Source organism: Brevibacillus sp. JB24b (genome assembly GCF_051713385.1).
In the GTDB taxonomy this organism is placed as follows: Bacteria; Bacillota; Bacilli; order Brevibacillales; family Brevibacillaceae; genus Brevibacillus_B; species Brevibacillus_B laterosporus.
The window spans coordinates 2,815,993-2,840,531 of sequence record NZ_JBNVQV010000001.1; the positions used below are offsets into that span (position 1 = coordinate 2,815,993).

Sequence of the window (24,539 nt, forward strand, 5' to 3'; positions counted from 1 at the left end):
ACAGATTAATTAACCCTCCCACAGTTCCCCAATATAGTAAAAGTTATATAAAAAATATAGGATGCCGTTCTCTCCCACACAAATGGTTTCACGGCATCCTATTTTCTATAATCTTCATCTTTTCCGAATTTTTCTCCAGATTATTCGTAGCGCAATGCTTCAATTGGATCAAGCTTGGCGGCTTTGTTTGCAGGGTAGATTCCAAAGAAAATCCCGATTGCACTAGAGAAGCCAAATGCGATAAGAATACTTTCCCAAGATGTAACAGGAGGCATGCCTGCAAATGAGATAATAATAGAAGCTAGTCCAAGACCAAGACCTACCCCTACACCACCACCAATTAAGCAGACAATAATGGATTCGATCAAAAATTGGGTCAAGATATCCCGTTTTTTAGCACCTAATGCTTTCCGAATCCCTATTTCACGCGTACGCTCTGTCACAGAGACTAGCATGATGTTCATCACCCCGATACCACCAACTAATAGAGAAATTCCGGCGATAACAGAGAAGACCATCGTAAGCATGTCAAGCATCTTCGTGATTTCTTTTAAATCATCGGCGCTGTTTTTTACCATATAATGATCGTTATGCTTATGTACACGATTTTGATATTGTTTGGTAAAGTCCATTGCCGATTGAATGGTAGCATTTGATTTTGCTTGAATGTGGAACATGTTCACGGTTGCTTTTTCATTATGATTGAGATAGGTTCGTGCAGGCATGTACACGATATCCTGCATGCCACCGCCCATAAAGCCCTGCATATCATTTTTGAGGATTCCAATAACAACAAAGGAGGCATCTGACATGTAAATACGATTTCCTACCGCATTTCCCTGAGGAAACAATTTATCAGCTAACCCTTTGTCTAATACAACTACATCACGTTGCTCTTTATCGTCGTCTCTGGTGTAGAAACGACCTTTATCAATCTTATAGCTCGTATTTACTTCTAAAAAGTTACCAGTTGTACCAAAAACTTGGGCACTGATATCTTTTTTCTTATCCTTGATGGTTCCACTACCATAGATTTGAGCCATGACATTTTTTATGTAAGGATTAATTCTTTCCAATGTAATGGCATCATCGATGGTCAAATCATCATCTTGAACTGGTTCATCGCTCTCCCAGTTTATCCTTGTGGTAAACTTTGCATCAGCTACATTCCCGAACTGACTTGTCATCATTTCTTTTCCGCCCTTACCCATCGTCATAATGGCAATGACGGAAGCGATGCCGATAATAATACCTAACATGGTTAAAATAGAACGTAATTTATTGGACCAAATACCATCAATGGCAATACGAAAGCTCTCTATGAGGTTCATGTAGTGAACACCTCGTTTCCATCTGCGACAGCGAAGAGTCGTTCTTTCACTTTTTCATCCTTAATGATGACACCATCTTTAAAGACAACGATACGTTCTGCGTGTTGGGCTGTATCCAATTCATGCGTAACAAGAATAATGGTAACTCCCTGAGCGTGTAATTTTTGAAAAATAGCCATAACCTCTGTTGTAGAACGGCTATCCAGGTTTCCAGTCGGCTCATCGGCTAGTAAAATAGCGGGTCGATTAACGAGAGAGCGTGCGATAGCTACACGTTGCTTTTGACCACCAGACATCTGTGGCGGCTTGTGATCCATCCGCTCTCTTAGACCTACACTAATCAGAGCTTCTTCTGCACGCTTTTTACGTTCACTAGCAGAAATGCCTGCATAGAGCATAGGTAATTCTACATTGCGAACCGCAGAAATACGTGGTAATAGATTAAATGCCTGAAAGACAAACCCAATTTTTTGGTTTCGAAGATCAGCTTGTTGATTTTCGTTTAACGTAGTGACCTCTACTCCGTCCAGTACATAAGAACCGGAAGAGGGACGATCCAGGCAACCCAGCATGTTCATAAAGGTGGATTTACCAGAACCAGAGGGCCCCATGATCGCGACGAATTCCCCTTTGGTAACGGTAAAATTAACTCCTTTTAGGATGGGAAGTTCAGAATCACCGTTCATAAAGGTTTTACGAATATCAGTAACGGTTAACATCTGTCACCCTCCTTTTATACGGCTCCAGGTACGCCTGCTTCCATTGCCATTACCGGCATGCCTTCCATCAAATCAGCAGAAGGACTGCTAATGACGCTGTCTCCTTCACGTAGACCGTTCGTAATTTCTACATTCAAGTCGCTTTCTGTACCTGTTTTTACTGGACGTTTTTTTGCCATGCCGTCTTCTACTACCCATACAAATGAACCGCTTGGATCATTCACAACGGCTTGGAAAGGGACAACAAGAATGTTGTTTTTATTGGTGATCATAATATCCACATCTACATTAAAGCCAGGTTTTAGCACAGAAATGGCTTGATCTAATTCCAATGTTACATTTACTTTTGTTTTTCCTGTCGTTTCGCCTTTTTGAATCTTCGTTGCCAGTGGCGAAATACGAGTTACGGTAGCTTCTGCTTTTTCTTTGCCCATAGAAGTACCACTTACGAGTGCTTTTTGCCCTACTTGAATATCTTTTACATCTGATTCGTTAATATCTGCGACTACTTGTAATTTTGATAGGTCACCCATCGTAATCATTTCTGTACCCTTCGTAACGGCTTGACCATTCTTAGCATCCACTTTCAAAATGGTACCTGTGAATGGAGCTACCACTGTGGATTGAGAGCTTTGCTTCGTTAGCTCTGCTTTTTTTACGTTTAGCTGATTAATTTGTGCTTGAACAGAAGCAAGATCTGTGCTTTTTGGACCTTTTTTATTTAGGGCTAGTTCACTTTGGGACATTGTAAGAGATGATTGCGCTTGTGATAAAGAGTCCTTAGCCTTGTCCAATTCAGTTGCTGGAGAAGCACCAGCCTCGACCAGTTGTTTGGTACGGTTGTATTCCTTCTGTGCAGATGCAACCTTTTCCCTCTCTTGACGAACGCGTTCTTCTTGTTGGGCAATCGTTTCAGGCTCTTTGCCCGATTTTACACGATTTAGTTCAGCCTGCTGCGAAGCGATTTGCGCATTAATAGAAGCGATTTCGCTTGATAGATCGGTCACATCTATACTAGCAATAACTTGATTTGCCGTAACATTGTCACCCTCTTGAACGTTAAATTGGAGCAAGGTCCCATTATTTGGGGAAAAGAGCGTAACCTCTTGCTTCGCTTTAACCATTCCTGATGCCATTACTTTGTTTTCAATGCTTCCTTTTACAACAGGAGTGACGGAAACAGGAAGGCCCGTTGCGTCGACAGCGGTCATTTTCAAATAACCATAGGCGCCGACGACTACTACTCCAGCTGCAATAACACCCCACCAACGTTTCTTCATAATAGCCTCCTCAAAAAATTTCTTTACAAACAAATTACACACAAGTTTTTCAGCTGATTACACGTCTTCCAATTTTACAATTGCAGAAATTTTTCATTGGTCATTACGAGCCACATTTTTCTCAACGTCAAGCACACATTTCACATACTCCATAGAAATGCCAATACTGGTAATCACAAAATTAATAAATTTTTTAATCTTCCTTTCCTCACCATTCGTTTTGATTTTACATATTTTACTTGAACAATTTGTATTCTAAGATAAGGGGGAAATGTTTACTATTTAATAAGGTGACATTAGTATTACAAATTTGTAAGGTGGGGGTATTTGCATCCCCATTTGCCTTAATGGTGACCTTCTTAAGAAAGATCCTTCTATCCAATTTTGGTTAATAAAAAAGGATGTAGCATAAACTACACCCTTGCATGAAGATTTTCGTTACGATCTATACGGCATTTTTGTTTTACATGTAGTGTACCTCTTAATCCAACCCAAATATTTGATCCTTCCGGGATACCTTCAGCTTCTCTACAATCTAGGGATTATACTTCTTCCAGCTTGTGGTGTGGCAAACTTTATTTCTTTCATTTACTGTTGATTCGAGACAAATCGTTGTGAAAATAAACTTAACAGTGCAGCCGCCTCCTGGCGAAGCATTGGCTGCTTGGATTTATAATCGATTTCTCCTCGATTATTTGGTTTAACTTCTGGGCCGTAGAGGCCTTTTGAGACCACATATGTAATGCCGTCCATAGCCCAGGGATCTGTTTTGCCAATCATCAGCTACAGTTGTTCGAAACACCCCAAAAGGGGATCGCAAATCTTGATAAACACCCGCAAATCGTTTTAGCTGTTTTTTGGTAGACTTCAAATAAGTTTTATCTTCTGCTGGTTTTGGATAGTAATGATCCATGAACGCTTTGAACAGCTCTTCACGAAAATTTGCTCATCTCCATGATGGCAGTCAACTTTCATAATCCCTATGAATTAACCGAACGGAAGCTGGGTATTTTAAAAGGTTTGAACCAAGGTCTTCGCAATAAAGCCATCGCTCAAAAATTGCATTTGAGTGAAGGAACCATAAGAAGAGATCAATCGGCCCTTTTCCCTTTATGTCATTTCATCCATATTCACTTCATTCTTCTCTTTCATTCTACTAAAGATAGATGCCAATACAGAACCCGATATATTATGCCAGACGCTAAAAATAGCACTTGGAACTGCTGCTAAGGGAGAAAAATGCGCGGTTGCAATCGCGACTCCTAGACCAGAGTTCTGCATTCCTACTTCCATAGCAACAGCTTTTTGTTTGGCTAGATCCATTCCACAAAGGCGAGCAAACAGAAACCCCAACAGAAAGCCAAGTACATTATGAAGTACTACAACAGCAAAAATGATCAACCCTGCTGAAGCTAATTTTGCTTGATTACCAGCCACTACACCACAGATAATCATCACAATTGCCACTACCGACACCAATGGTAATGCTTTCACGCTGGCGGCTGCCTGCTTTCCAAAATATTTTTTCACAAAAAGCCCTAGAGCTAACGGAATGATAACCACCTGAATAATCGAATAAAATAAAGACCAGATATTTATATCTACCCATTTACTTGCTAGCAATAAGATTAAAAACGGTGTAACAACAGGTGCAAGTAGCGTTGATACAGAAGCGATTGCTACTGCAAGAGCCACATCCCCTCTTGATAAAAACACCATTACATTGGAAGCGGTACCGCTTGGACAGCACCCTACCAAAATAACCCCAACTGCAATTTCTGGAGGTAATTCTAAGAAATAAGCTAATAAAAATGCTAGTAGTGGCATTACAAGATAATGTCCAATTACACCTAATGCAACATCTTTTGGACGGCGAAATACTTCTTTAAAATCAGATGCAGAAATGGTTAAACCCATACCAAACATCACAATTCCAAGTAATGGAATCACATAAGCCCCGATCCATGTAAAATGTTCAGGATATACATAGGCGATGACAGAAAACAACAAAACCCAAACTGTAAATGTCTTTCCTGCAAAAGAACTGATTCTCTCCACAAGTCCCATCATAAAGCCTCCCTGTTGTTTCTCTATCTATATTTGCTACATGAGTGCATATAATTCTCGCATGGGTCTGAGAATGTTTTGTTTAATGCTCATTTCAAGTTTTTCTTTATCCCCAGTATGTAACGCATGAATAATGTCCTCATGTTCATGAATGGAAGCTTGGTTCATCTCATACGGTTGCTTTAAAAATACATATTTAAAACGGCGGATATGATTTTGTAACGAAACATGAAATGAGCTCAGATACGGATTGTCTGCTATATCTGTGATTAGATTATGAAATTGTTCATCATACTCCATCGCTTGAAAAGGCTGTTCTCTGGAAATCGCCCCTGCAAATTTTGCATTCCATTCTTGTAACTGTTCAATATGTTGAGGCAAGATGTGTACAGAAGCAAATTCGGCTGCTAAGGCGTGTAATGTTGCAAGTGTAGGATAAACTTTTAAGATATCCTCCTTCTCAAGATTGGTCACTCTCGTCTCTTTTCCTGGTAGCATGTGAACCAATCCCTGTGCTTCAAGTAATTGCAGAGCTTCTCTGACAGGTGTTCTACTCACGTTCAATGCTTCCGCCAGTTGAATGTCTACTAATTTCTCTCCTGGCTTTAGTGTTCCATCTATGATCCATCTTTGAATGTGAGAGAAGGCACAGTCTTTGGCGGACACTCTAATAGGTGCTACATAATCACTAGGAATTGGCATCTCTTCCCTCCTTATTCATTCAATATGTAATATATCGCATACAGCTTGTACATTCAACCGAATTTTCAATCTATTTACACTTCCAAATTATACAAAAAGAACCATAGTTGGGTTCTATTTCCAACTATGGTTCTTTTTGTTAGCTTTCATTTGCAAGTAACCGACCTAGTCGCTGCCTACTTGCGAGGTTTGTTACTCGACGTCAAGCATCACATAACTTTACTAATAAGAAGTATCTTTAACACGCTGGTTCAAGAAATCAAAGTCTTGGTCGTGTAACGGCTCCACTTTCCCTTTTTGATAGCCGCTTCCTTTTGTGGAAAAGAAGTCATGCGTACTTGTTTCTGTACGAATACCATTTAATACAACAGGGTGAACTTCTTCTTCATCAAAAATCGGCTCTACCCCTAAGTTCATAAGAGCTTTATTGGCATTATAACGAATATACTTTTTCACTTCATGTGTTAACCCAATTGAATCATACAGTGTTTCCGTATACTCTAATTCATTCTTGTATAGTTCTTGAAGAAGTTCATCAACGAACAAGGTTGCTTCATTCTGTTCAGCATCTGTTAATCTTGCAAAAACTTCTTGGGCTAACAACCCGACAAATACACCATGCACACTCTCATCACGAATGATCAGCTTGATAATTTCTCCACTGGCTACCATTTTCCCTTGACCAGCTAAAAACAGTGGATAGAAGAACCCGGAATAAAACAGGAAGCTCTCTAAGAATACAGAAGCTACCATCGCTTTATATAGGCTCATATCGTCGCCATCTTTGATATTTCTGTAGATTTCATCAATCACTGCTGTTTTATATTGTAGATGTTTATCTTCTTTTACCCATTGGAAGATTTCATGAATGCGTTCTGAACTAGCTACTGTTGTAAAAATAGTACTATAGCTCTTAGCATGAATCTCTTCCATCGCCGCTTGGAAAATCAGAATGGCTTTCTTTTGCTTCTCTTTCACATGCTGGGCAATCATTGGCATCCCAACATTTCCTTGTTCCGTATCAAGCAATGTTAATCCACCTAATACCTTCATGTACGTATCCCGTTCATTATCCGTGAGGTTCGTCCATGATTTTAAATCCTTCGAAATTGGAATCTCTGTATCTAACCAGAACTGAGATGTATTTTGCGTCCATAACATCTCGGTATACTGGGTTTCCGGTTCATTCCAGTTCACTGCTTCAAATTTAGACATTGCGATACTCCTCTCTTATACGCTGCAACTAACGCATTCCTCAATGGTTTTTTTCTTTGTACGGGTATAATACAGCGTCTTCAAACCTTTTTTCTGGGCATAGATATAATACATAGCCAGATCCCGTGTGGTCGCGTCATCTTTTACATACAAAATAGTAGAAATCGCTTGGTCTATATGCACCTGTACTTCTGCTACTAGGTCAATTACATTGAACATGTTCATATCATATGCCTCTTTATAGTAGAAGAAATTATCATCATCTAAGAATGGCATTGGATAAATGGTTTTGGAATCACCATATTCGCGCTCCTCGATACGTTGTGTAATCGGTGCGATTGATGCTGTAGAGGATTGCAGATAAGAGATGGAGCCTGTTGGAGCAATCGCTAAACGATAGGCATGGTAGAGTCCATAGGTTTGTACCTCATCCTGCAAACGAGCCCAGTCTTCCTTTGTTGGAATATGGTGACCTTCGAATAATTGTTGAACTTTTTCTGTTTTTGGTGAGTAATCATGTTGCTGATAACGTTCAAAATAACTACCTGATGCATATTCACTACGCTCAAAATCTAGGAAAGTAATTCCTCGTTCTTTTGCAATAAGCATAGATCGTTCTAATGAATAAAAATTCAAGATCATGAAGAATGTACGTGCAAAATCAATCGCTTCTTTCGATTCATAAGGAATCTTATTTTTAGCCAAATATCCGTGTAGATTCATAGCTCCCAAGCCAACAGAATGAAGCTCGCGGTTTGCTTTTGCTACAGATGGAACGATCGAAATATTTGTACGGTCACTCACTTCTGTAAGAGCATCCATTGCTAAATGAATCGTTTCTTTCATTCTCTTATTCGCCATTACATTTACAATATTAAGCGAACCCAGGTTACAAGAGATGTCCCGGTTAATAACATCGTCCACCCCATAATCATTAATGGAGGAAACTTCGCTGAGTTGGGCAATTTCACTGCACAAATTAGAGAATTTAACTCGACCAATCTCTTTTAATGCGTGATATTCGTTGACATTATCAACATACATAATATATGGATAACCAGATTCCATCTGGATTTGGGCTAATTTCATAATCAGATCACGTGCTCCGATTTTTTTCTTACGGACACGTGGGTTATTTACCAGCTCGTCATATATACTAGTGATATCCATATCGTCTAAGTGCTGACCATACTCTTGGAACACAGTATGAGGATAGAACAAGTACATGTCTTTATCTTTTTCTACCAGCTCGAAGAATTTATTAGGAGTAACAACGCCAAGTGACAAGGTTTTAATCCTGATCTTCTCATCGCTGTTGATTTTTTTTGTATCTAGGAATTCTTGAATGTCCGCATGGAAAATATTGAGATAAACAACTCCACTACCATCGCGTTGACCTAGCTGATTTGCGTATGAGAACGCATCTTCAAATAGCTTCATCACAGGAAGAACACCACTAGCCTTCCCATCTAATCCTTTGATCTGCTCTCCAGCCGCACGGATTTTGCTTAGATTCAAGCTCACACCGCCACCAATTTTGCTTAATTGCAAGGCCGAATTAATAGAGAACCCAATCGAATTCATAGAATCATCTACTTCAAGTAAGAAACAGCTAACTAGCTCTCCACGTCTCTTCTTACCTGCATTTAAGAAGGTAGGAGTAGCAGGTTGGTATTCTTGCGAAATTAATAAGTCTGCATATTGCAGTGCTTTTTCGCTGTCCCCTTTTGCTAAGAATAGGGCAACTACAGCAATTCGATCCTCGTAACGCTCAAGAAATTTGCTTTCATCATTTGTTTTCATCGCATAGTTATGATAAAACTTGAACGCACTCATGAAGGATGGGAAGCGGAATTTTTTATCATATACATAGCGATAGACCCGTTCGATATCGGCAAATTCATAGCCTTCAAACACTTCAGCTTCATAGTAGTCATTTTCAATCAAGTAGTTAATCTTCTCACGTAAGTTATGGAAAAAGACTGTATTCTGATTTACGTAATCAACAAAATAACTCTTCGCTGCCTCTAAATCTTTATGAAACTGAAATTTCCCGTCTTTCTTCACCATAATTTCGTTGTTCAACGTGATCCATTGTGGTAGTTGCGTGGACAAAGTGAAATACCTCCTGCTTAAAAGTTTCTACATCTCTTTTGGTACCGCTCAATTCAAATTTCATGATTAATGGCACATTGTATTGGTCGGCAATCTGGTCAGCTGCTAATCCGTAGCGAGTCCCCCAATTCATGTTCCCGCTAGTTGCAACCCCCTTCATCCATTGAGAGTGTTGAGTTAGAAATTGTCGTGTCGTTTCAGGAACTTGTCCAAATCCCGTTGTATATGTAATCAGAATGAAAGGTTCGTTTATGACGATATCATCGGAAATTTGTATACATCGGAAATCTAGTTTTTGGACGAAACGCTTCACATTTCCTGTTTTGGAATCATATACGATCAGCATCGATACACCCCCCTTTCATGTATAAAGGACATAAGATGGTAGTAAGCTGACTGCTGATAAATGCTACTTTTTGCCAACATAAAAAGCTCATCCCTTCATGGGTGAGCTTTAAAACGGCACAACAAAAGAAAAAATAGCAAAGCAAATAGCCGCTACTATTTAATCCCAGTACCGTTCCAACTTCCCACTCCCCGAAGATGCGAAACTAAGAGAATGGGCAGGTCTACTGACTTGTGTTTCACTTTACTTTGAGCCCTTCCCATATAAGTCGCCTGAGACATGCTTATACAGTGGTCTGCTCATTTCATCCACACTTACAGTTGCGGGGACAGCTCTGGAATTTCACCAGATTCCCTATTAAGTCGCAAAATGACACCTAATTCTCGGCGGTAAAGTAACTTTTATCAGTATGTAGTATATAACATTCATATGAGACACTAAATGTAGTCTTGTCACCTAGCATACAATGTTTCTATCAAAAGAGCAAGCTACAAAATGCCTACAAGTCAAAAATAAAACTCGACGAACTGATAGGTAAGACAACCAGCTACACTTCATGTAAAAATTGCCTCTTTTATCTGTTTTTCCTTAATAATTACATCTCTACTCATGTAAAACGCAACGTTAACTTAGGTTGCTGCATCTTATCTAATAATGTAACTGTCACTTGAAAATTTCTAACTAGTCTCCAATCAATAAGCGTAAAGGATAACAAAACCCCACGTATATAGCTTGTTAAACAAGAACAAATGTTCTATAATCAATAGTAAGCTATCTACAGCCCTTACAGATATATCATTGTACCAGTATAAAGTCATTTTGATAACGGATTATTGAAATTTTTATATGTATTTATTTCGATATACGAAGTTGAGCAAAGGATAGGTGGTCATTCTCATGTCTACAACTAAACAACGGGATTCCTTACAACTCCTTGAGAGAATCCCTTCTTTTCCTTGGTTTGTTGAAAAATATGTGGATCATAAAAGATCGAAACGCGCTTCCGTCTCGACTCTACTCGGCTATCTACGTGATTTTGAATTCTTTTTTCGGTGGCTAATGGCAGAGGGCCTCTCCACTGCCCAAGCAATGAGCGAGATTACACTCAATGAGCTAGAGGGACTACGCAAAGAAACAGTAGAATCCTATCTTCTCTATTTACAGGACTCTCATCTATTTGAGCGTTCGTTACTATTAACTAAACCCACTAAAAGTGCAAAAAAAGAATACAGTGACTTGACAATATCTCGCAAGCTTTCTAGCTTAAAGTCCCTGTTTTACTATTTATCTGCACTCTCAGAGGATGAACATGGTGAATCTTACTTGCAGCGAAACGTGATGGCAAAAATTGAGTTACATGTGGAAGAGGTTACACCGCTCGCTCGTGCAAACGCTATCCGCTCTAAAATTTTAGTAGATGATCAAATCCAAAAATTCGTCGATTTTGTGTACCATGGCTACTTGCAGTTCTGTGATACCAAGAAAAAGCTACATTTTCATTATCGAAATCGGGATCGAGATGTCGCCATTATCGCGTTAGTCCTTTCTGGAGGATTTCGTGTATCTGAAATTGTTAATTTGAACCTTCAAAACGTGGTACTGGAGAAAAATCAGGTACTAATGATTCGAAAAGGAAAAAAGGAAGATGCCCCATTCTTCAGTGATTGGGGAAAGGAATATTTGCTCCGTTATCTGAATACACGTCAGAAGTATCAGCCACCTGCTAATGAGGATGCTTTATTTCTAACGGTATCACCTACAAAACCAATCGGCCACCGCATCGATCTACGTTCCGTTCAGAAATTAGTAAAAAAATATGGAAGTGCATTTGGAATGCCAGACATTTCTGTACATAAGTTACGTCATAGCTTTGCTACCCAGTTTTTGCGATTAAACCCTGATCCTCATCAGCTTCAAGCTCAATTAGGTCATTCAAAAATAGATACTACGATGCAATATGCCCATGTACTAGATGATGCTTTGAGTAAAGCGGTAAATCGAACAACTCGTAAATTATAGAGAAAAGCCCTTCTTTGCATGTGGAACACCTACAACGCAAAAACTACACACTATCTCCCCCATACGCAAACCTCTATAATATTAAGGTATATAAAAAAGCAGGCAGCTTCCTTCCTTCGAATGATTGCTGCCTGCTCTTGCTTACCATACTGGGTTCAAACTATTCTTCTCCTTGCATAGCGTACCAATTTTCATAAAGCTGCTTGATCTCTTGTTCTTGTTCTGCTATTTGATTCTGGTAGTGAAGAAGCTGTACATAGTCGTTCTTAACTTGCTCCATTTCCCGCTGCCACTGCTCACATTGCGCTTCTTTTTGAGCAATCTCAGTTTCTAATTGCTGAAGTTTAAAAGGATTCACTTTAGGTACTCTTGCTTTATTGAGAGGAGCTAATTGTACCTGTTTCTTATTCTCTGTTTGACTAGTTTGATGTACAAATTCTACAGTTTCAGCTTGGTCATCAGGTACCTTTTGGAGCTGATCATTATTACTCTGTTCTTTGTTTTGTGCATCTTGTACATGTAAGCTTTTTTGCTTGTATTTTACCATTGTATGATTGTGAGCTAATTGGTGCTTTTTGCGCTTTTCTCTCGCTTCTTCATAGGTTCCTTCATAATGGGTCAAGTGCTGATTATCAATCCAGTAGACACCTTCAATCATCTTTTGTAAAAAATATCGATCATGGGATACGATGAAAAGTGAGCCTTGGTATTGAAGTAGGGCTTCTTCCAATGTTTCTCTCGCTTCAATATCTAAATGGTTAGTAGGCTCATCTAGTATAAATAGATTAATGTCTTGATTCATCAACTGAGCCAGCCGTAGTCGCATCCGCTCTCCGCCACTGAGTTGACCAACTTTTTTAAATACATGCTCACCATAAAACAAAAACCGAGCCAGCATATGCCGTGCTTGTGCTTCTGTTACAATCGCGACTTCTCGAAACGCATCAATCACACGCCGTTTAGGATCTCCCTCTAACGCCTGTTGTGATAAATATCCAACCCTTACTTGGCTTCCTAGCATTATATTACCTGCGTCCGGTTCTAGCTCCCCTAAAATCATTTTAAGAAACGTAGATTTACCGCTCCCATTGGAACCCAGCAAAGCTTTCCGCTCACCATATCGCATAGAGAAATTCGCTTCCTGTAAAAGACACACATTCCCAAAAGCTTTCGTCACAGCATTCATTCTTATTACATCTTGACCACTTCTATCTGTTCTTCGGAAAAACAAGTCCATTTTATCAGCTTCGAGACGTGGACGTTCAATTTTCTCCATTCGTTCCAATGCCTTCTCCATACTCTTGGCCCGGCGATGAAAAGAATCGTTGGGAGGATTAGCCTGGTTTCCCCATTCCCTTAGTCGCTTAATTGCTTCTTTCATTTTCTTGAATTTCTTTTGTTGTTCTTGATAATCCGCGAATTGCCGTAATAAACGTTCCTCTTTTTCCTTTACAAACTCGCTGTAATTCCCTTGATAGGTTTGTAGTTCTCCACTATCCACCTCCCATATGCTTGTAGCCACTGCATCCAAAAAGTAGCGATCATGGGAAATGAGTAAAATAGTGCCAGGATATTCACGTAAGAATTGTTCTAACCATTCCATTGATTCTACATCCAAATGGTTAGTAGGTTCATCCAAGAGGAGTACATCACTTTTTTCGCATAAAATTTTTGCCAAGCCAATCTTTGTTTTTTCTCCCCCACTAAGCAAAGAAAAAGGGGTTTCAAGTAACGACGTGGACAATCGCAGACCATCTACTACCTTTTGAATACTAGCTTCCACCATATATCCGTCTAGTTGTTCGAAAGTATCCTGCAATCGTTGATAGCGAAATAATAATTTTTCCTGTTCCTCAGTTGATAATTTTTGATACTCGTCGATATTTGACATGAGTTCTTGGCACGATTGCATGGACAACTCTATTTCTTGCACCTTGGCAAAGGCACTTTCAATGACATTTCGTGCCGTCCATTCCTTAGGATATAAAGGTTGTTGTGATAAATAAGCAAAGGTAGCATCCTTTGCTCGAAAAACAGTTCCTGAATCTGGGGTATCTAAGCCCAGTAGCAAGGTGCAAAGTGTGCTTTTTCCCGCCCCATTTGGTCCAACAATACCAATACGTGACAACCGGTCCACTTCACAAGTGATATCGGTTAATACCATATTGGCTCCGAATGATTTTGAAAGAGAGTTTGCAGCAAGAATGATCATGATCTATTTCCTCCTTGGAAAACAGCCCCTCACAAGCGCTACACAAGCGTTAACATACCCCATGAATCATTTCATATCATTAGTGCCTCGTACATTTTATGAGAACACAAAAAGCCACAGGCACCTACCACCTGTAGCATCTTTTTTCCTCTTAAATGAATCCAATCAGGATGATCGAATAATGAATGAAAGGGAGGTTATGAATGCATGGTACGCGTTAATGGAAACTGTTCGATTTTGATAGTAGAGTGAAAAATGGACAGACTTCTCCCATTGTTAACGAAATCATGTGTCTGACTGGACATTTCTACCACAAACCACGCTTGAACAGCTCCTGACATGTACCTGCACCTCCTTTTGTAAACTTTTCCATAGTATACAGAACGGTTTAGCAATTGTAAAGTAGATTTTCAGCTGATACTCTGCAATGCTTACATTTGATTTATAGGTTCGCTCTGTCTTGTTCTGCTAATCTCTGTAAGATTCTCCGCTTCTTGTAGAGCATCTGCCCTGTCATCGCTATGTCTGCAATCTGTGTACGATTCGTATATGCACCAAAAAACATACCAACTATGGGGATTAGCTGGAATAACTTCTTCCACGCCATATTATCCATGTATGTCAAGCTCACTTCGCGCCAGCCTTGTAGCTGAGCAATCATTTCTTGATGCTTTTCTCCCTCATCAAAAACAGCCAGCTCTTCTAAAATTGCCTTTTTGCCAACAACATCTGCAGAGGTAAATTGCAAACATTTAATAATAAAAATACGTTCTATCTTGTCATGCGGGTCATAGCCATACGTAAGTGCCATCTCCTGCAATACTTTTAAGGAAAGGCCTATAATAACTGGTATGTCTATCGCAAGTGTAAACATACCGCCAAAGCCTGTAGTAGCGCCTTGAACCATCGCAACATTCGTGCGCGATTCCGTTAATTGAAGGGCTACCTGATCCATTTCCTGTAGAGGTCTTATTTGCACTTGCTCGATCGTATTTGGTGGGTTGCTAAATCGGCTCCAAACATCTTGATTCTTGATTAGATATTTCCCGCCCGTCTGGATATAGGCACCTAATTCGTTTAACAAATCTCCTACCTTTTCTTTTAAAACCTTTGGGACAGCTCGATCTAACCATACAAACGGAAGGCGCCCTATTTTCTCCCAGAACCATAAATCTTTCTGCTCTTGTTCCCACACTTCAATGTTATGGAACTGTTGTTGCAATTCCTCTACGCTTTCCATGAATTATGCCCCTTTCACTACACCGCCCTCTTGTCTCACACTCATCAGACTAGATAGCTAATCGACAAACCGCTTCATACAAATACTCTACGCCGAGACAAATATCTGAAGCATGGGACCACTCTTCAGGATGATGACTAATCCCATCCTTGCAACGAACAAATAACATCCCCATTTGTGTTAACTCAGACAGAATCATCGCATCGTGACCTGCACCACTATACATCTCCGGCAGTTCGTTCTGTCTTCTCAAGCCAATCTCTCGAAACATCTGTACAAGTTCAGCGGCGGCATCCGCCTTTTTTATCGCCAACACATTCTCAATCTGATATTCTAGCCCACGTCGCAAGGAAATTTCTGAGAGGAGGTCCTCTATATCTGTCAAAATCTGTAACAACCGACTCTCATCTATATCTCTAATATCAACCGTCAATTCAACCGAGCCTGGTATTACATTGCAAGCACCTGGTTCTATCCCGATTGTACCCACTGTCCCCACGGTAGGTTTGCTAGCATCAGCACTACATATTTTTTCTATTCCCAAAATTACTTCGGCTGCAGCCATGATCGGGTCGTGTCGCATGTTCATTGGTACTGTACCTGCGTGACCTGACTGCCCCATCAATTTGATGGACAGCAATTTCACTCCCATAATGCTGGTAACAATCCCAACAGGCTCATTCACTGCTTGTAGATATGGACCTTGTTCGATATGTAGTTCTAGATACGCCTTTATTCCCTCAGAACTCCGCACATCTGATCCTGATTGTTGAGAAGGAAAGCCACATTGCTGTAAGGCTTCCATTCTGGTCATACCCTGATTGTCGTGTCTTTCCAAATCCTCTGGGGTAAGCTTGCCACACATCCCCCTACTCCCAAAAAAGCCATCTGAAAAGCGAACTCCTTCTTCATCACAAAAAGCAACTACTTCAATAGGGTGGTCATGTTGCACATTATTTTCATGTAAAACCTGAACAACCTCAATTCCTCCAATTACTCCAACCGTACCATCGAATCTACCACCATTAGGAACTGAATCGATATGGGACCCAAGCATTACGACAGGAGCATGGGGATTGTTGCCTTCTTTTCTACCAATTATATTCCCAAAACAATCTTTACGAACACGCATTCCAGCTTCTTTCATCCAACTAGCAACTATACATTGTGCTGCCATATCTTCAGCTGTCAACGCCAATCTCGTAACGCCCTGTTCCATCGTCCTACCAATTTGACCTAATTGTCGTAACCTACTGTCAATTCTTTGCTCTTTTATCTGTACGGGCGAATCCAGAACAAGTTTCTGTTTTTTATAGGTATCCATAGCATCAAATCTCCTCTATCTAGATGAAATAGTATGCAGTATTGACACTCCCACCCCTAAAGGGGCAAAGCTGGTTAACGCCAGTGGGATTCTTTCTACCAAAAACCAAGTCTATTTCTAGTATAGCTGACGTGCAAGATAAGGGTGTGCCATCACCCCTCATAGGGCAGAACATATAGTTCCCTATGCTGATTGACTGTTACCATCAATCACAGGTGCATATCGAATATTCATTGCACCGACTCTATCACGATGAGTATGAAATCCACATGTACACTTGTATGTGCGGTCTTGTGCTTTATTCCTTTCGGAACAGACAGGACACGTTTGCGAAGTATAGGCAGGGTTCACATACTCTACTTTAATTCTAAACATATTTGCTTTGTACGCAATGAATGGGATAGACGATAAAATGACCATGTATTTTCAAATTCTTTTCGTTTTTACGACTTGTTCTTGTCGTCTGTCTGATATTCGTTAACTGTTCTAAGCGAATGGCAGAAACATTGTGATCTACCGCAAATTGCACAATAGCACGACTCACCTTGTGGTCTTGATCTTTCATATATCGCTGTTCTTTATTATCAAGATTGCAAATAGCGTTCCATTTCTTTTGTTTCCCTAGCTTCTTACGTTTTGACTTAAACCTACGTCTGACATATTTGTTTTTGTCTGCCATGGCCAAAGAAACGAGTACATCCTCATCTGTTACTGCAACAGCAGGAACTTTCAGACCTACATCTACACCCATTATCTTTGTTCCTGTTTTTTCGCTTGTAGGAATGGTGACGGAAATTTGTACCATCCATTTGTTTGCTTTTTGTGTTACGCGAAGCGTACCTAATTTGTGTTTCAGCAAATTTAGATTACGGTTGTGTTTATCAACCAACAATGCACGAACAGGTACTTTCTTTCTTTTCCATCTATCATCAAAAGCAGATGGATATGGGTGAAATCAAACGAATAGTTTTGGTTATTCCACACGCAAACAGGCTTCTTGAGAATAGGAATCATTGCGTACTTGCTTTTCTTCACTTTCTGAAATACGCTTTTTGCATCCTTAATAGCTTGATTCTTGACTGCACTTGGAAGGTTTGCAGGAACATCTTTTGTCGTCTTTTTAGTTGTTTTCTTTTACGCAACCATTTCAGAAATCAGTGCGTTAATCGTAGAGATATATCGCTTACTAGTCGCACTCGATACATTTCCTGCGGTAGATGCGAAATAAGAACGTGTCCATAGACTTGGTAAGTGTCGAAGATGAGGAAATTCCTCTCTTACCTTTTTAGAAGTCACTCCTTTAATTTTTGCCATAATATTAGCAGGACTACGTGTGGGCGCAGTATTCAAAAGCATATGTGTATGGTCTTTATCGCACTCTAAGGCGATTATGACAATTTTCAACTCTTCACATATTTCTTGTACTAACTGTTTAAAGCGTTCTTCTACATCAGCACGAAGGAATATTTTCCTTCTGTATCGAGGACAAAAAACGAAATGATAGTTCATCATTTATCAAGACTAATTTAAAATAACTTACATGTATCCAACGCTTTAAACGTTGGATACATGTATATAAAGTATAAAATGCGTACTTTAAAAAGGAAAAGGTTCCTCACGGAGCCTATTTTATTCTAAACCTTCAATAACCGCAACGGCGGACTAAGAAGAGTAAATAAAGTCCTAGACTGCCTCTGTTGTGTCTGCCACTTTTCAACTATCGAACCCGTTAGTTGAACATGCAACATACTTTTTTAGGTGTAGTTCGTATGTTCCGACGTTGTGAAAAAACAATTCCTCATTTATATGTTTACAATTAAAAGAAAATATTATAAAGATTACCTTTCAAAATCTCATAAACCCTTAAAAAATTTCCTTGCAATCCTCATAATATGGAACAAGTGACGGTCGGACACTAGGGTCATTTTTTTTGATTGTTTCTGCATAAATGACTTTCTTTTCTTGCCAAGTAACCCGAATAATTTCAAAATTCTCTTCTTTATATCGACTCCATATATTATCGGTCGTAGAAAAAGATGTTGGCATATCGTCTTTTAAATTATCATGTTCTTTTTTAAGCAAATGTTTTACCCACCACAACAATAGTACGACCACCATTATACTGAGGTATTTCTGCACCAATGCTAATAGCTCCAGCAATTGTTCGTATTAAAATTTCATCTTCTTGTAGTGATCCTATTTTAGATCTTTTCCATTCGAGCCGACGGTTTTCCTACTAAAGTGAGTGAAAGTTGTTCCATAATAAAACCACCTCTTACTTCAATTACGTTTGGATGTACTGTCGTGTTGCTGATTCACCCATAATCTCAATATACATCAAGGGCGAGTAGTAAGCCCTTTCTATTCCAGAATCTTCACAATTTCTTATACCCTTTATACGCGGATAAAAAAAGGTTGCCGAGTGATGTCTCGACAACCTTTTGCTTCTTCTCATTCACCCCTAGCCATGCAAACTCCCCTCCAATCGGGACCTCGGACGATAGGGACCAACCGGAATCTGGATCAAGCTGGTTTTTCCATGCGAATCCATCTGATTGAGATTATCACAGGACTCCACGTCATAGCCAAGCAGTGGGTGCCCGCCCATGCCGAGAGCAGTAGCCGCCAAAAGTAAACGTTGCACGAGCATGCCCGCCTCCATCTGCTGGATGCGATACCCTCTGTACCCCAGTGCTGCTTTGAGGTGATCTTTATCCCCTGCCACATGAAAGCAGAGCGGTACCTGAAACAGATTTACATTGTCCAGATTCATGCCTTGTTGCAGGTAAAGCCGATGATCGCCAAGACGTATCTGCCGCAACGCATGAGCTTCACTGTCATAGCGGTAGGCACCATCCGGAATGTCTTCTACGTTGTACAAACAGCAATACAGGAAGACACGGGGTTGGCGGTTCCCCTGGTCCTCATCCAAATCGTTTCGATATTGGAAGGAAGCAGTCGCCTCTTGTAATAAAGTAGCCAATTGCTGTTGGCTTACCTTGCCTAAAACAAAACCCAATTCCGGCGAAACCCGTTTTCTGCAGGCCGAGCCCAGATCATAAAAGAACCGCCCTACTTGAGGGAGTGCCACTGTGTTACCCTCATAAGTAATGTTCTTTTCTCCTTCAAACCGCCGAAACGATTGTAGAGATTCCAGTTGGGACGCTTCGGTCATTTGGATCAGCATCGGGAATGGCAGAACCCGTTGCGACCGTACGTAGTGATCGTGCTCTACCGTTCGCAACTCCCGACACAATTCAGCGGCCGTGACGCTTCCATTTGCGCCATTCCCTTTCCCAAACCACGTACTCCCCGGCTCCACCGACAGCGGGATGACCGCATAGACGCTCTCCTCCTGTTCTGACAGCCCCAGCAGATGGTTAAGCGCACGATCGAGAAACTGGAAATATACCCCCGATTCATAGCCAAACCGTTTCGAAACTTCGAGTAATTGCCCTATCAGCACGCCAGCATCCAGGCCTTGCAGGCGATAGGCGAAGTTATTGTATTTAAAGAAATTTTTCCAAAACATGGTCGTCACAAAAACGGTCGCAAAACAAGTCGATAGATCACAGCGATTGCCGAGAGCACGAGCCATATAATCATCGAAATTTCCTTTACGCAATAAAACCAATCGCTGGTGAGCGACATCATAATGGTAGATACCGGTATGGGCACCTTCCAGCTTCAGATATACGTATATTTCGTTTGGATACCTCGCACCGCCAGACGGAACAAACCGTCGGTACGATTGTATCGGTCCAAAAGCTTGTTCCATCGTATTCAGATCAAAGACAGACTCGCTGAATTGAGTCAGACCGTATACGTACCAGAGAAAATGACTCATTTCTCGCAGATCTGGTTTCGTGATCGCTTGTCGCTCCTCCAGCATAAGCGGTATTTCCGCAGACAACGGGATGACAGGCAAGCCACGGTAGAGCTTAAATGGCAAGGGTGCGTCTTCCCAGTCCACCTCGAAGTCAAGTGGTAGTGCCTTTTCTGTGTCGAAATGAAGTGTGTGCAGAAAAGTATCCAGTCTCATCCTTTTCCCTCCCTATCACGATTTATGGAAACGGATGCGGATGTGGATTGAGCTGTTCATACGTTAATGGCTGCTTCGTATACCCAAGCTCCATGGGCACTTGTAGTACCCGATCCAGTCCTTTAACGCGGGTCAGGTGATGTCCGAAAGTCATCGGCAACATCTCCGGAATCAGTACTTTTACGCAATGCAGTCCGTTCCGCAAGATTTCAGGTGTCGTCTGATCCACCACGATCACATCGAGATTCAATCGGCGGAACGTCTGGAGAAGGGACTTCAAATCATCGGTTAAGTCGCCATACTTTGGCTTCGGTATGAATTCCTCTTCAAACGTTCGCAATGGACGATGATCATTCAGCAAAAATTGCAGGCGCTCTTCCGCTTCCGTCAAAGCGTACAGCATAGAATGATGCTCCATCTTTTTCACCAGAAACGGATCGTGGAACATACGCACATACTCTTCACGGTTAGCCTCAAACTTCTCGTTCAATGTCAGTAGCATAGCGGCCAATTCGTGGATTGAGCTTTTCAACGCCCGCACAGGGTCCGGATGAGCGCCGCCCGCACAGATCAGATTGACTCCCTTTTCTTTTCTGTTTTTCGCCAGTGTCCAAACGCTGGGAATCCCATTCTCCATCGTCGCGTTAAACACATAGACATCATAACCGGCCACCGCCTGCAAACGGTAGAGCATCAAGTGCAATTCCTGATCGTGAATCGAAAAGGGGTCAATACGAGGAAGAGGAAGCTCCCCATACCAGGTCATCAGGAATGAATCACGCTCCACCACTTCCAAAATGGCGTAGAAAATCGCCTCTTCCAGACTGCCGCCCAACGCGCATCCGTTGGAAGTTTCAAACACAAAGCAATCCTTATCACCCATCCCGTAATAGGCAAGCATCTCCGGAACCAAAATCGAGCGCTCTTGCAAGAACGAGTAGCCCCATACCCAATACATTGGTCGGTCAGGATCAAACCGTACGAACGGAAAATCAGGTCTCTCATGCTGTTCCTCGGTGTGTAGCCCTACCTTGACGGGATCGAGCGCTTGACCCGCAAGATTGTGGAAACTGTCGCGGATCACGGTCCGCTTGCCGCGAGGTGCAATTCCGCAGTACCGCTCCAAGCCCTCCAATATGGCTGTCATCTCGCTATCCTCATACGAATGCGTCCGCCCTGCTGTCCCCTCGTCCCCAGTGAACAACGGCAGACTAACACTTACATCGGCAAACGGCGACACCAGATCACGCAGTTTTTTATTCAAAAAGCCTGTTCGGTAATCCAGATACTCTTTACCCAAAACCTTCTTGAGATCGTCCATGGGGCGAGAGCGGTAACTGTCGGCGCTGATCTTCGGATTAGGTTTTAGTGATATGCGAGCTGCAAGCGCCGAATCTTCGGGCATCTGACCGCAAACCTCACATGACGGGTCAGGCAGAATGAAGTGGCGAGAACTCCTTAACATTTTCAGGTTGATCAAAAATAACCGACCTTCCAAGTGGGCTTGCTCGCCTGTTAGCACCCGCTGTACCTCTGCCACGAGCACGTGAGTCATCTGCAAAAGCCCCGTGTGCGATGCCCATGCATCACGTGAGATATTCGCTTGCTCGCCCAGCCGTTGTTGCAGCTCCCATATCTCTTGACGCTCACGTCCCGCCATCAGATATCGCAGATCAGCACACTGCGAACACCCCGGCGTACCAGGACGCACCAGCGGCCCAACCACGCCTTCACCAAACGAAACGAAACCGCGCAGCCAAGGGATGCCAGATGTTTGCAACACCGCTTCCGCCTCGCGATGTACGAAAGGATTCCAAGCATCGTGCAACACCAGAGCTATTTCCGCTGTTTTCGGCATTTGGGCCTTCAAATCGGTCTGACGAACGACCTCGTATGGAGCAGACAATTCTTTGCACACGAGATCCGCCAAGAGCCCTTCTCCGACAACCAAAACGACTGAACTCACCGGGACTCCTCCTCTCGCAGCAAAACCCCATATACTCCTGCCAGTTCCTTTTTCAAAAAGGACTCCTGCGCCAAATCCAAGAGGAAGAGCCGCTTCTGATTCCGTTTCAAAACCTGTAGAGCGGACTGCAAGATCTCTGTTTGCGCTGTTTCGTCTAGTCCGGGAATCGCAAGACTGTTTTGCTCCTGTTCTTCCAAAAGAACGGATGCACGGGACAACGCAAGCGGCATGCGAAATTCCGCCTGATTTTGTGCCACTAGCAAGGCATACTGCAACGAATTACGCAACGCCATGGTCACATTTAAACCTACACTGCCATACCAGCGTTCACCTGTACCGACCCACACTGCAGGGAAACCGAACACTTCTGCTCCCACTCCGATCCTCGGTGTTCCTAGCATGGTGATCAATGCTTGCAAATAAAACCGGCAATACTCATCTTCTACCGTACTCAATTGCACCTGATTAACAGGAGGTTTTTGATCCATATGCTGCGTGCTCAGTTCTTGGAACAAACACTTCTGCAACCCGCGGCTGACACCCTCCGCTGCGGTCTCCCCCGCTCCGACCCCGACAAAATCATGTGGCTCTAGCATTTGTCCCGTCAAGAACGTGGGAACCATACGCGATACATACGCTTCTATTCCGGTCAGCCCCGCATCCTTCCGAGCCTCCTCATGCGTCATCCCTGTGCACACCATCTCCGGCAACAGCTCGGCCGGTCCCTCCGACAGCGGGTCAGTTGCCTGAATTCGGCACTGGGCCAATGGAAGCTGCTTTAAGCCCCCCTCCTCCCAGATGTGGAAAATCCCTGATTCTGCTGATGTCAATGTGCTGAAATAAGGGATCAGACCGTTCGAATCACTTGAGTCCTTTTTTTGTTCGAGGTGTTCATCAAGATCTTCTATCCATTTGACTTTCGTTTTTCCTGTCATCAACGGGTGAGACATGAACGAATGCCAGTTTCCTTCCAACGTCTCCAGATCAAGAAGGTAGACCTTATTCTTCGGTTCCGATTCGTTCACCGCCGTAATGGTCTTGAACAATTCAAACACGATTACATTTGCCAGCATCGCTCCTGCTGTAGAAGAAAACGCATGCAGCCTTTCGTCTTTGCAGAGCGCGGATTGGTGTATACGGCGCCACGCCGACTCCCAGCATTCCTCAGAGTCTGGATGCACAAGCGGTCCCGCCACCCCCACCTGCTGCAGACATATCGCGGGCAGCAGCACTTTACCCTCTTCCCTACAAACGGCTTGAAGAACCCGCAGTTCCTCTACATCACCCTCCTGAGAAACGTACAAAATCGCATCAAACGGCTGCACAGCCTCGCGCCAAGTATTTACTCCCTCCACCTGTAGCGCAAGTTCCTTTATGGCTACCTCGGAGTCCGCTTTGCGGGCATGAGACGCCAGCTCCACTATCCGCTGTCGATCCGTCGGCAGCGAACGATTGACCAGCATGTGGAACCTGGACAAGCCGGAATCCAGCAACGCTGTAACCAATGAGACAAAGATCGGACCAGAGCCTATCGCCAGCACTTTAGCCTGACGATAAGACATGAAACGATAAGCGCCAGAATCAGCCAAATTACTTAAAAATTCAATTTGCGAAGCATACTTTTTCAGAATCTTGTCCGTCAGCTGATGTGGACGATCTTGACTTACATCCTGAACAAAACCGTTTCGGAATAAATTTTCTGCGATTTCAAACACACGATCCTGATATTCTTTCGGCAATCTGTCCGTCAACTCGCCCAACGTGGTTTCCCCGTTAAACACCGGCAATAATTTTTCAATCCACTGATCAATCCCGTTTCCTTCCATACGAAATGAGCCTACGTTATTCCGAAAATACACATTTCCCTTTTGATCAGGAAGAAAAAAAGTGTCCCTTTTCACTTTTAGACGCATAGAAGAATCTAATTTTGTCATGTCACTCCTCCTACTGTTCGCAGTTCC

Annotated in this window: 21 protein-coding genes and 1 riboswitch; of the genes, 2 read left to right on the plus strand and 19 right to left on the minus strand. The window is 42.2% G+C overall.

All coding sequences use genetic code 11. From position 1 onward, the window contains the following. Positions 1-140: 140 nt before the first annotated feature. Genes ACQV1I_RS13425 through ACQV1I_RS13435 form a run of 3 tightly spaced genes read right to left on the minus strand, consistent with a single transcriptional unit; the run spans position 141 to position 3,330 of the window. On the minus strand, positions 141-1,331 hold the full coding sequence (locus tag ACQV1I_RS13425; protein WP_438769348.1) for an ABC transporter permease: 1,191 nt from the start codon (positions 1,329-1,331) through the stop codon (positions 141-143). Then, on the minus strand, positions 1,328-2,050 hold the full coding sequence (locus ACQV1I_RS13430; RefSeq protein ID WP_438769063.1) for an ABC transporter ATP-binding protein: 723 nt from the start codon (positions 2,048-2,050) through the stop codon (positions 1,328-1,330). Before ACQV1I_RS13430 ends, ACQV1I_RS13425 begins: the two co-directional genes overlap by 4 nt. Positions 2,051-2,064: 14 nt before the next feature. Then, positions 2,065-3,330 carry an efflux RND transporter periplasmic adaptor subunit gene (locus ACQV1I_RS13435; protein ID WP_116335474.1) on the minus strand — a complete coding sequence of 422 codons (1,266 nt, stop codon included), beginning with the start codon at positions 3,328-3,330 and terminating at the stop codon, positions 2,065-2,067. Between the two features lie 957 nt (positions 3,331-4,287). Here ACQV1I_RS13435 and ACQV1I_RS13440 point away from each other — a divergent pair. Further along, positions 4,288-4,560: a LuxR C-terminal-related transcriptional regulator gene (locus ACQV1I_RS13440; protein ID WP_328588841.1), complete on the plus strand. Its 273-nt coding sequence runs from the start codon at positions 4,288-4,290 to the stop codon at positions 4,558-4,560. Here the strand turns inward: ACQV1I_RS13440 and ACQV1I_RS13445 are convergent. The 5 genes from ACQV1I_RS13445 to nrdI form a co-directional block, all read right to left on the minus strand. Continuing rightward, positions 4,441-5,397: a bile acid:sodium symporter family protein gene (locus ACQV1I_RS13445; protein ID WP_116333907.1), complete on the minus strand. Its 957-nt coding sequence runs from the start codon at positions 5,395-5,397 to the stop codon at positions 4,441-4,443. The genes ACQV1I_RS13440 and ACQV1I_RS13445 overlap by 120 nt on opposite strands. Before the next feature lie 36 nt (positions 5,398-5,433). After that, a complete protein-coding gene (locus ACQV1I_RS13450; protein WP_116333908.1) occupies positions 5,434-6,099 on the minus strand; it encodes a GntR family transcriptional regulator in 666 nt (221 codons plus the stop codon). A gap of 222 nt (positions 6,100-6,321) precedes the next feature. Then, a complete protein-coding gene (gene nrdF / locus ACQV1I_RS13455; protein ID WP_094702392.1) occupies positions 6,322-7,314 on the minus strand; it encodes a class 1b ribonucleoside-diphosphate reductase subunit beta in 993 nt (330 codons plus the stop codon). 15 nt (positions 7,315-7,329) lie between these two features. Continuing rightward, on the minus strand, positions 7,330-9,384 hold the full coding sequence (gene nrdE, locus ACQV1I_RS13460; RefSeq protein WP_236645775.1) for a class 1b ribonucleoside-diphosphate reductase subunit alpha: 2,055 nt from the start codon (positions 9,382-9,384) through the stop codon (positions 7,330-7,332). Further along, positions 9,350-9,775 carry a class Ib ribonucleoside-diphosphate reductase assembly flavoprotein NrdI gene (gene nrdI / locus ACQV1I_RS13465; RefSeq protein ID WP_018674404.1) on the minus strand — a complete coding sequence of 142 codons (426 nt, stop codon included), beginning with the start codon at positions 9,773-9,775 and terminating at the stop codon, positions 9,350-9,352. The genes nrdE and nrdI overlap by 35 nt, the downstream gene beginning before the upstream one ends. Before the next feature lie 199 nt (positions 9,776-9,974). Next, a riboswitch (cobalamin riboswitch) is annotated at positions 9,975-10,170 on the minus strand. Positions 10,171-10,672: 502 nt separating this feature from the next. On the opposite strand from nrdI, the gene xerS reads away from it, so the two are divergent. Then, the gene (xerS, locus tag ACQV1I_RS13470; RefSeq protein ID WP_094702396.1) at positions 10,673-11,794 is read left to right on the plus strand and encodes a tyrosine recombinase XerS; all 1,122 of its coding nucleotides are present in this window, start codon (positions 10,673-10,675) and stop codon (positions 11,792-11,794) included. 160 nt (positions 11,795-11,954) lie between these two features. Here the strand turns inward: xerS and abc-f are convergent, their stop codons facing one another. The 11 genes from abc-f to ACQV1I_RS13525 all read right to left on the minus strand — a co-directional run bounded on the left by abc-f (position 11,955) and on the right by ACQV1I_RS13525 (position 24,512). Further along, complete coding sequence (gene abc-f, locus ACQV1I_RS13475) at positions 11,955-14,006, minus strand: ribosomal protection-like ABC-F family protein (protein WP_116333910.1); 2,052 nt, start codon at positions 14,004-14,006, stop codon at positions 11,955-11,957. A 197-nt stretch (positions 14,007-14,203) separates the two neighbouring features. Further along, positions 14,204-14,347, minus strand: a complete 144-nt coding sequence (locus ACQV1I_RS13480; protein WP_176452480.1) for a hypothetical protein — start codon at positions 14,345-14,347, stop codon at positions 14,204-14,206. A 101-nt stretch (positions 14,348-14,448) separates the two neighbouring features. Continuing rightward, a complete protein-coding gene (locus ACQV1I_RS13485) occupies positions 14,449-15,246 on the minus strand; it encodes an EcsC family protein (RefSeq protein WP_116333911.1) in 798 nt (265 codons plus the stop codon). A 49-nt stretch (positions 15,247-15,295) separates the two neighbouring features. After that, the gene (locus ACQV1I_RS13490; protein WP_116333912.1) at positions 15,296-16,570 is read right to left on the minus strand and encodes a Zn-dependent hydrolase; all 1,275 of its coding nucleotides are present in this window, start codon (positions 16,568-16,570) and stop codon (positions 15,296-15,298) included. Between the two features lie 183 nt (positions 16,571-16,753). Further along, entirely contained in the window at positions 16,754-16,990 is a 237-nt protein-coding gene (locus ACQV1I_RS13495) for a transposase (protein ID WP_328588838.1), read from the minus strand. Beyond that, a complete protein-coding gene (locus tag ACQV1I_RS13500; RefSeq protein ID WP_236645765.1) occupies positions 16,938-17,375 on the minus strand; it encodes a hypothetical protein in 438 nt (145 codons plus the stop codon). The genes ACQV1I_RS13495 and ACQV1I_RS13500 overlap by 53 nt, the downstream gene beginning before the upstream one ends. A gap of 329 nt (positions 17,376-17,704) precedes the next feature. Continuing rightward, entirely contained in the window at positions 17,705-18,082 is a 378-nt protein-coding gene (tnpA, locus tag ACQV1I_RS13505; RefSeq protein WP_116333913.1) for an IS200/IS605 family transposase, read from the minus strand. A 351-nt stretch (positions 18,083-18,433) separates the two neighbouring features. Beyond that, positions 18,434-18,652 (minus strand): hypothetical protein, encoded by a 219-nt coding sequence (locus ACQV1I_RS13510; RefSeq protein ID WP_438769358.1) that lies wholly within the window; start codon positions 18,650-18,652, stop codon positions 18,434-18,436. A 379-nt stretch (positions 18,653-19,031) separates the two neighbouring features. Continuing rightward, positions 19,032-20,612: a SagB family peptide dehydrogenase gene (locus ACQV1I_RS13515; protein WP_116333915.1), complete on the minus strand. Its 1,581-nt coding sequence runs from the start codon at positions 20,610-20,612 to the stop codon at positions 19,032-19,034. A 22-nt stretch (positions 20,613-20,634) separates the two neighbouring features. Continuing rightward, positions 20,635-22,578, minus strand: a complete 1,944-nt coding sequence (locus ACQV1I_RS13520; RefSeq protein ID WP_116333916.1) for a TOMM precursor leader peptide-binding protein — start codon at positions 22,576-22,578, stop codon at positions 20,635-20,637. Further along, on the minus strand, positions 22,575-24,512 hold the full coding sequence (locus ACQV1I_RS13525; RefSeq protein WP_438769362.1) for a putative thiazole-containing bacteriocin maturation protein: 1,938 nt from the start codon (positions 24,510-24,512) through the stop codon (positions 22,575-22,577). Before ACQV1I_RS13525 ends, ACQV1I_RS13520 begins: the two co-directional genes overlap by 4 nt. Positions 24,513-24,539 lie beyond the last annotated feature (27 nt).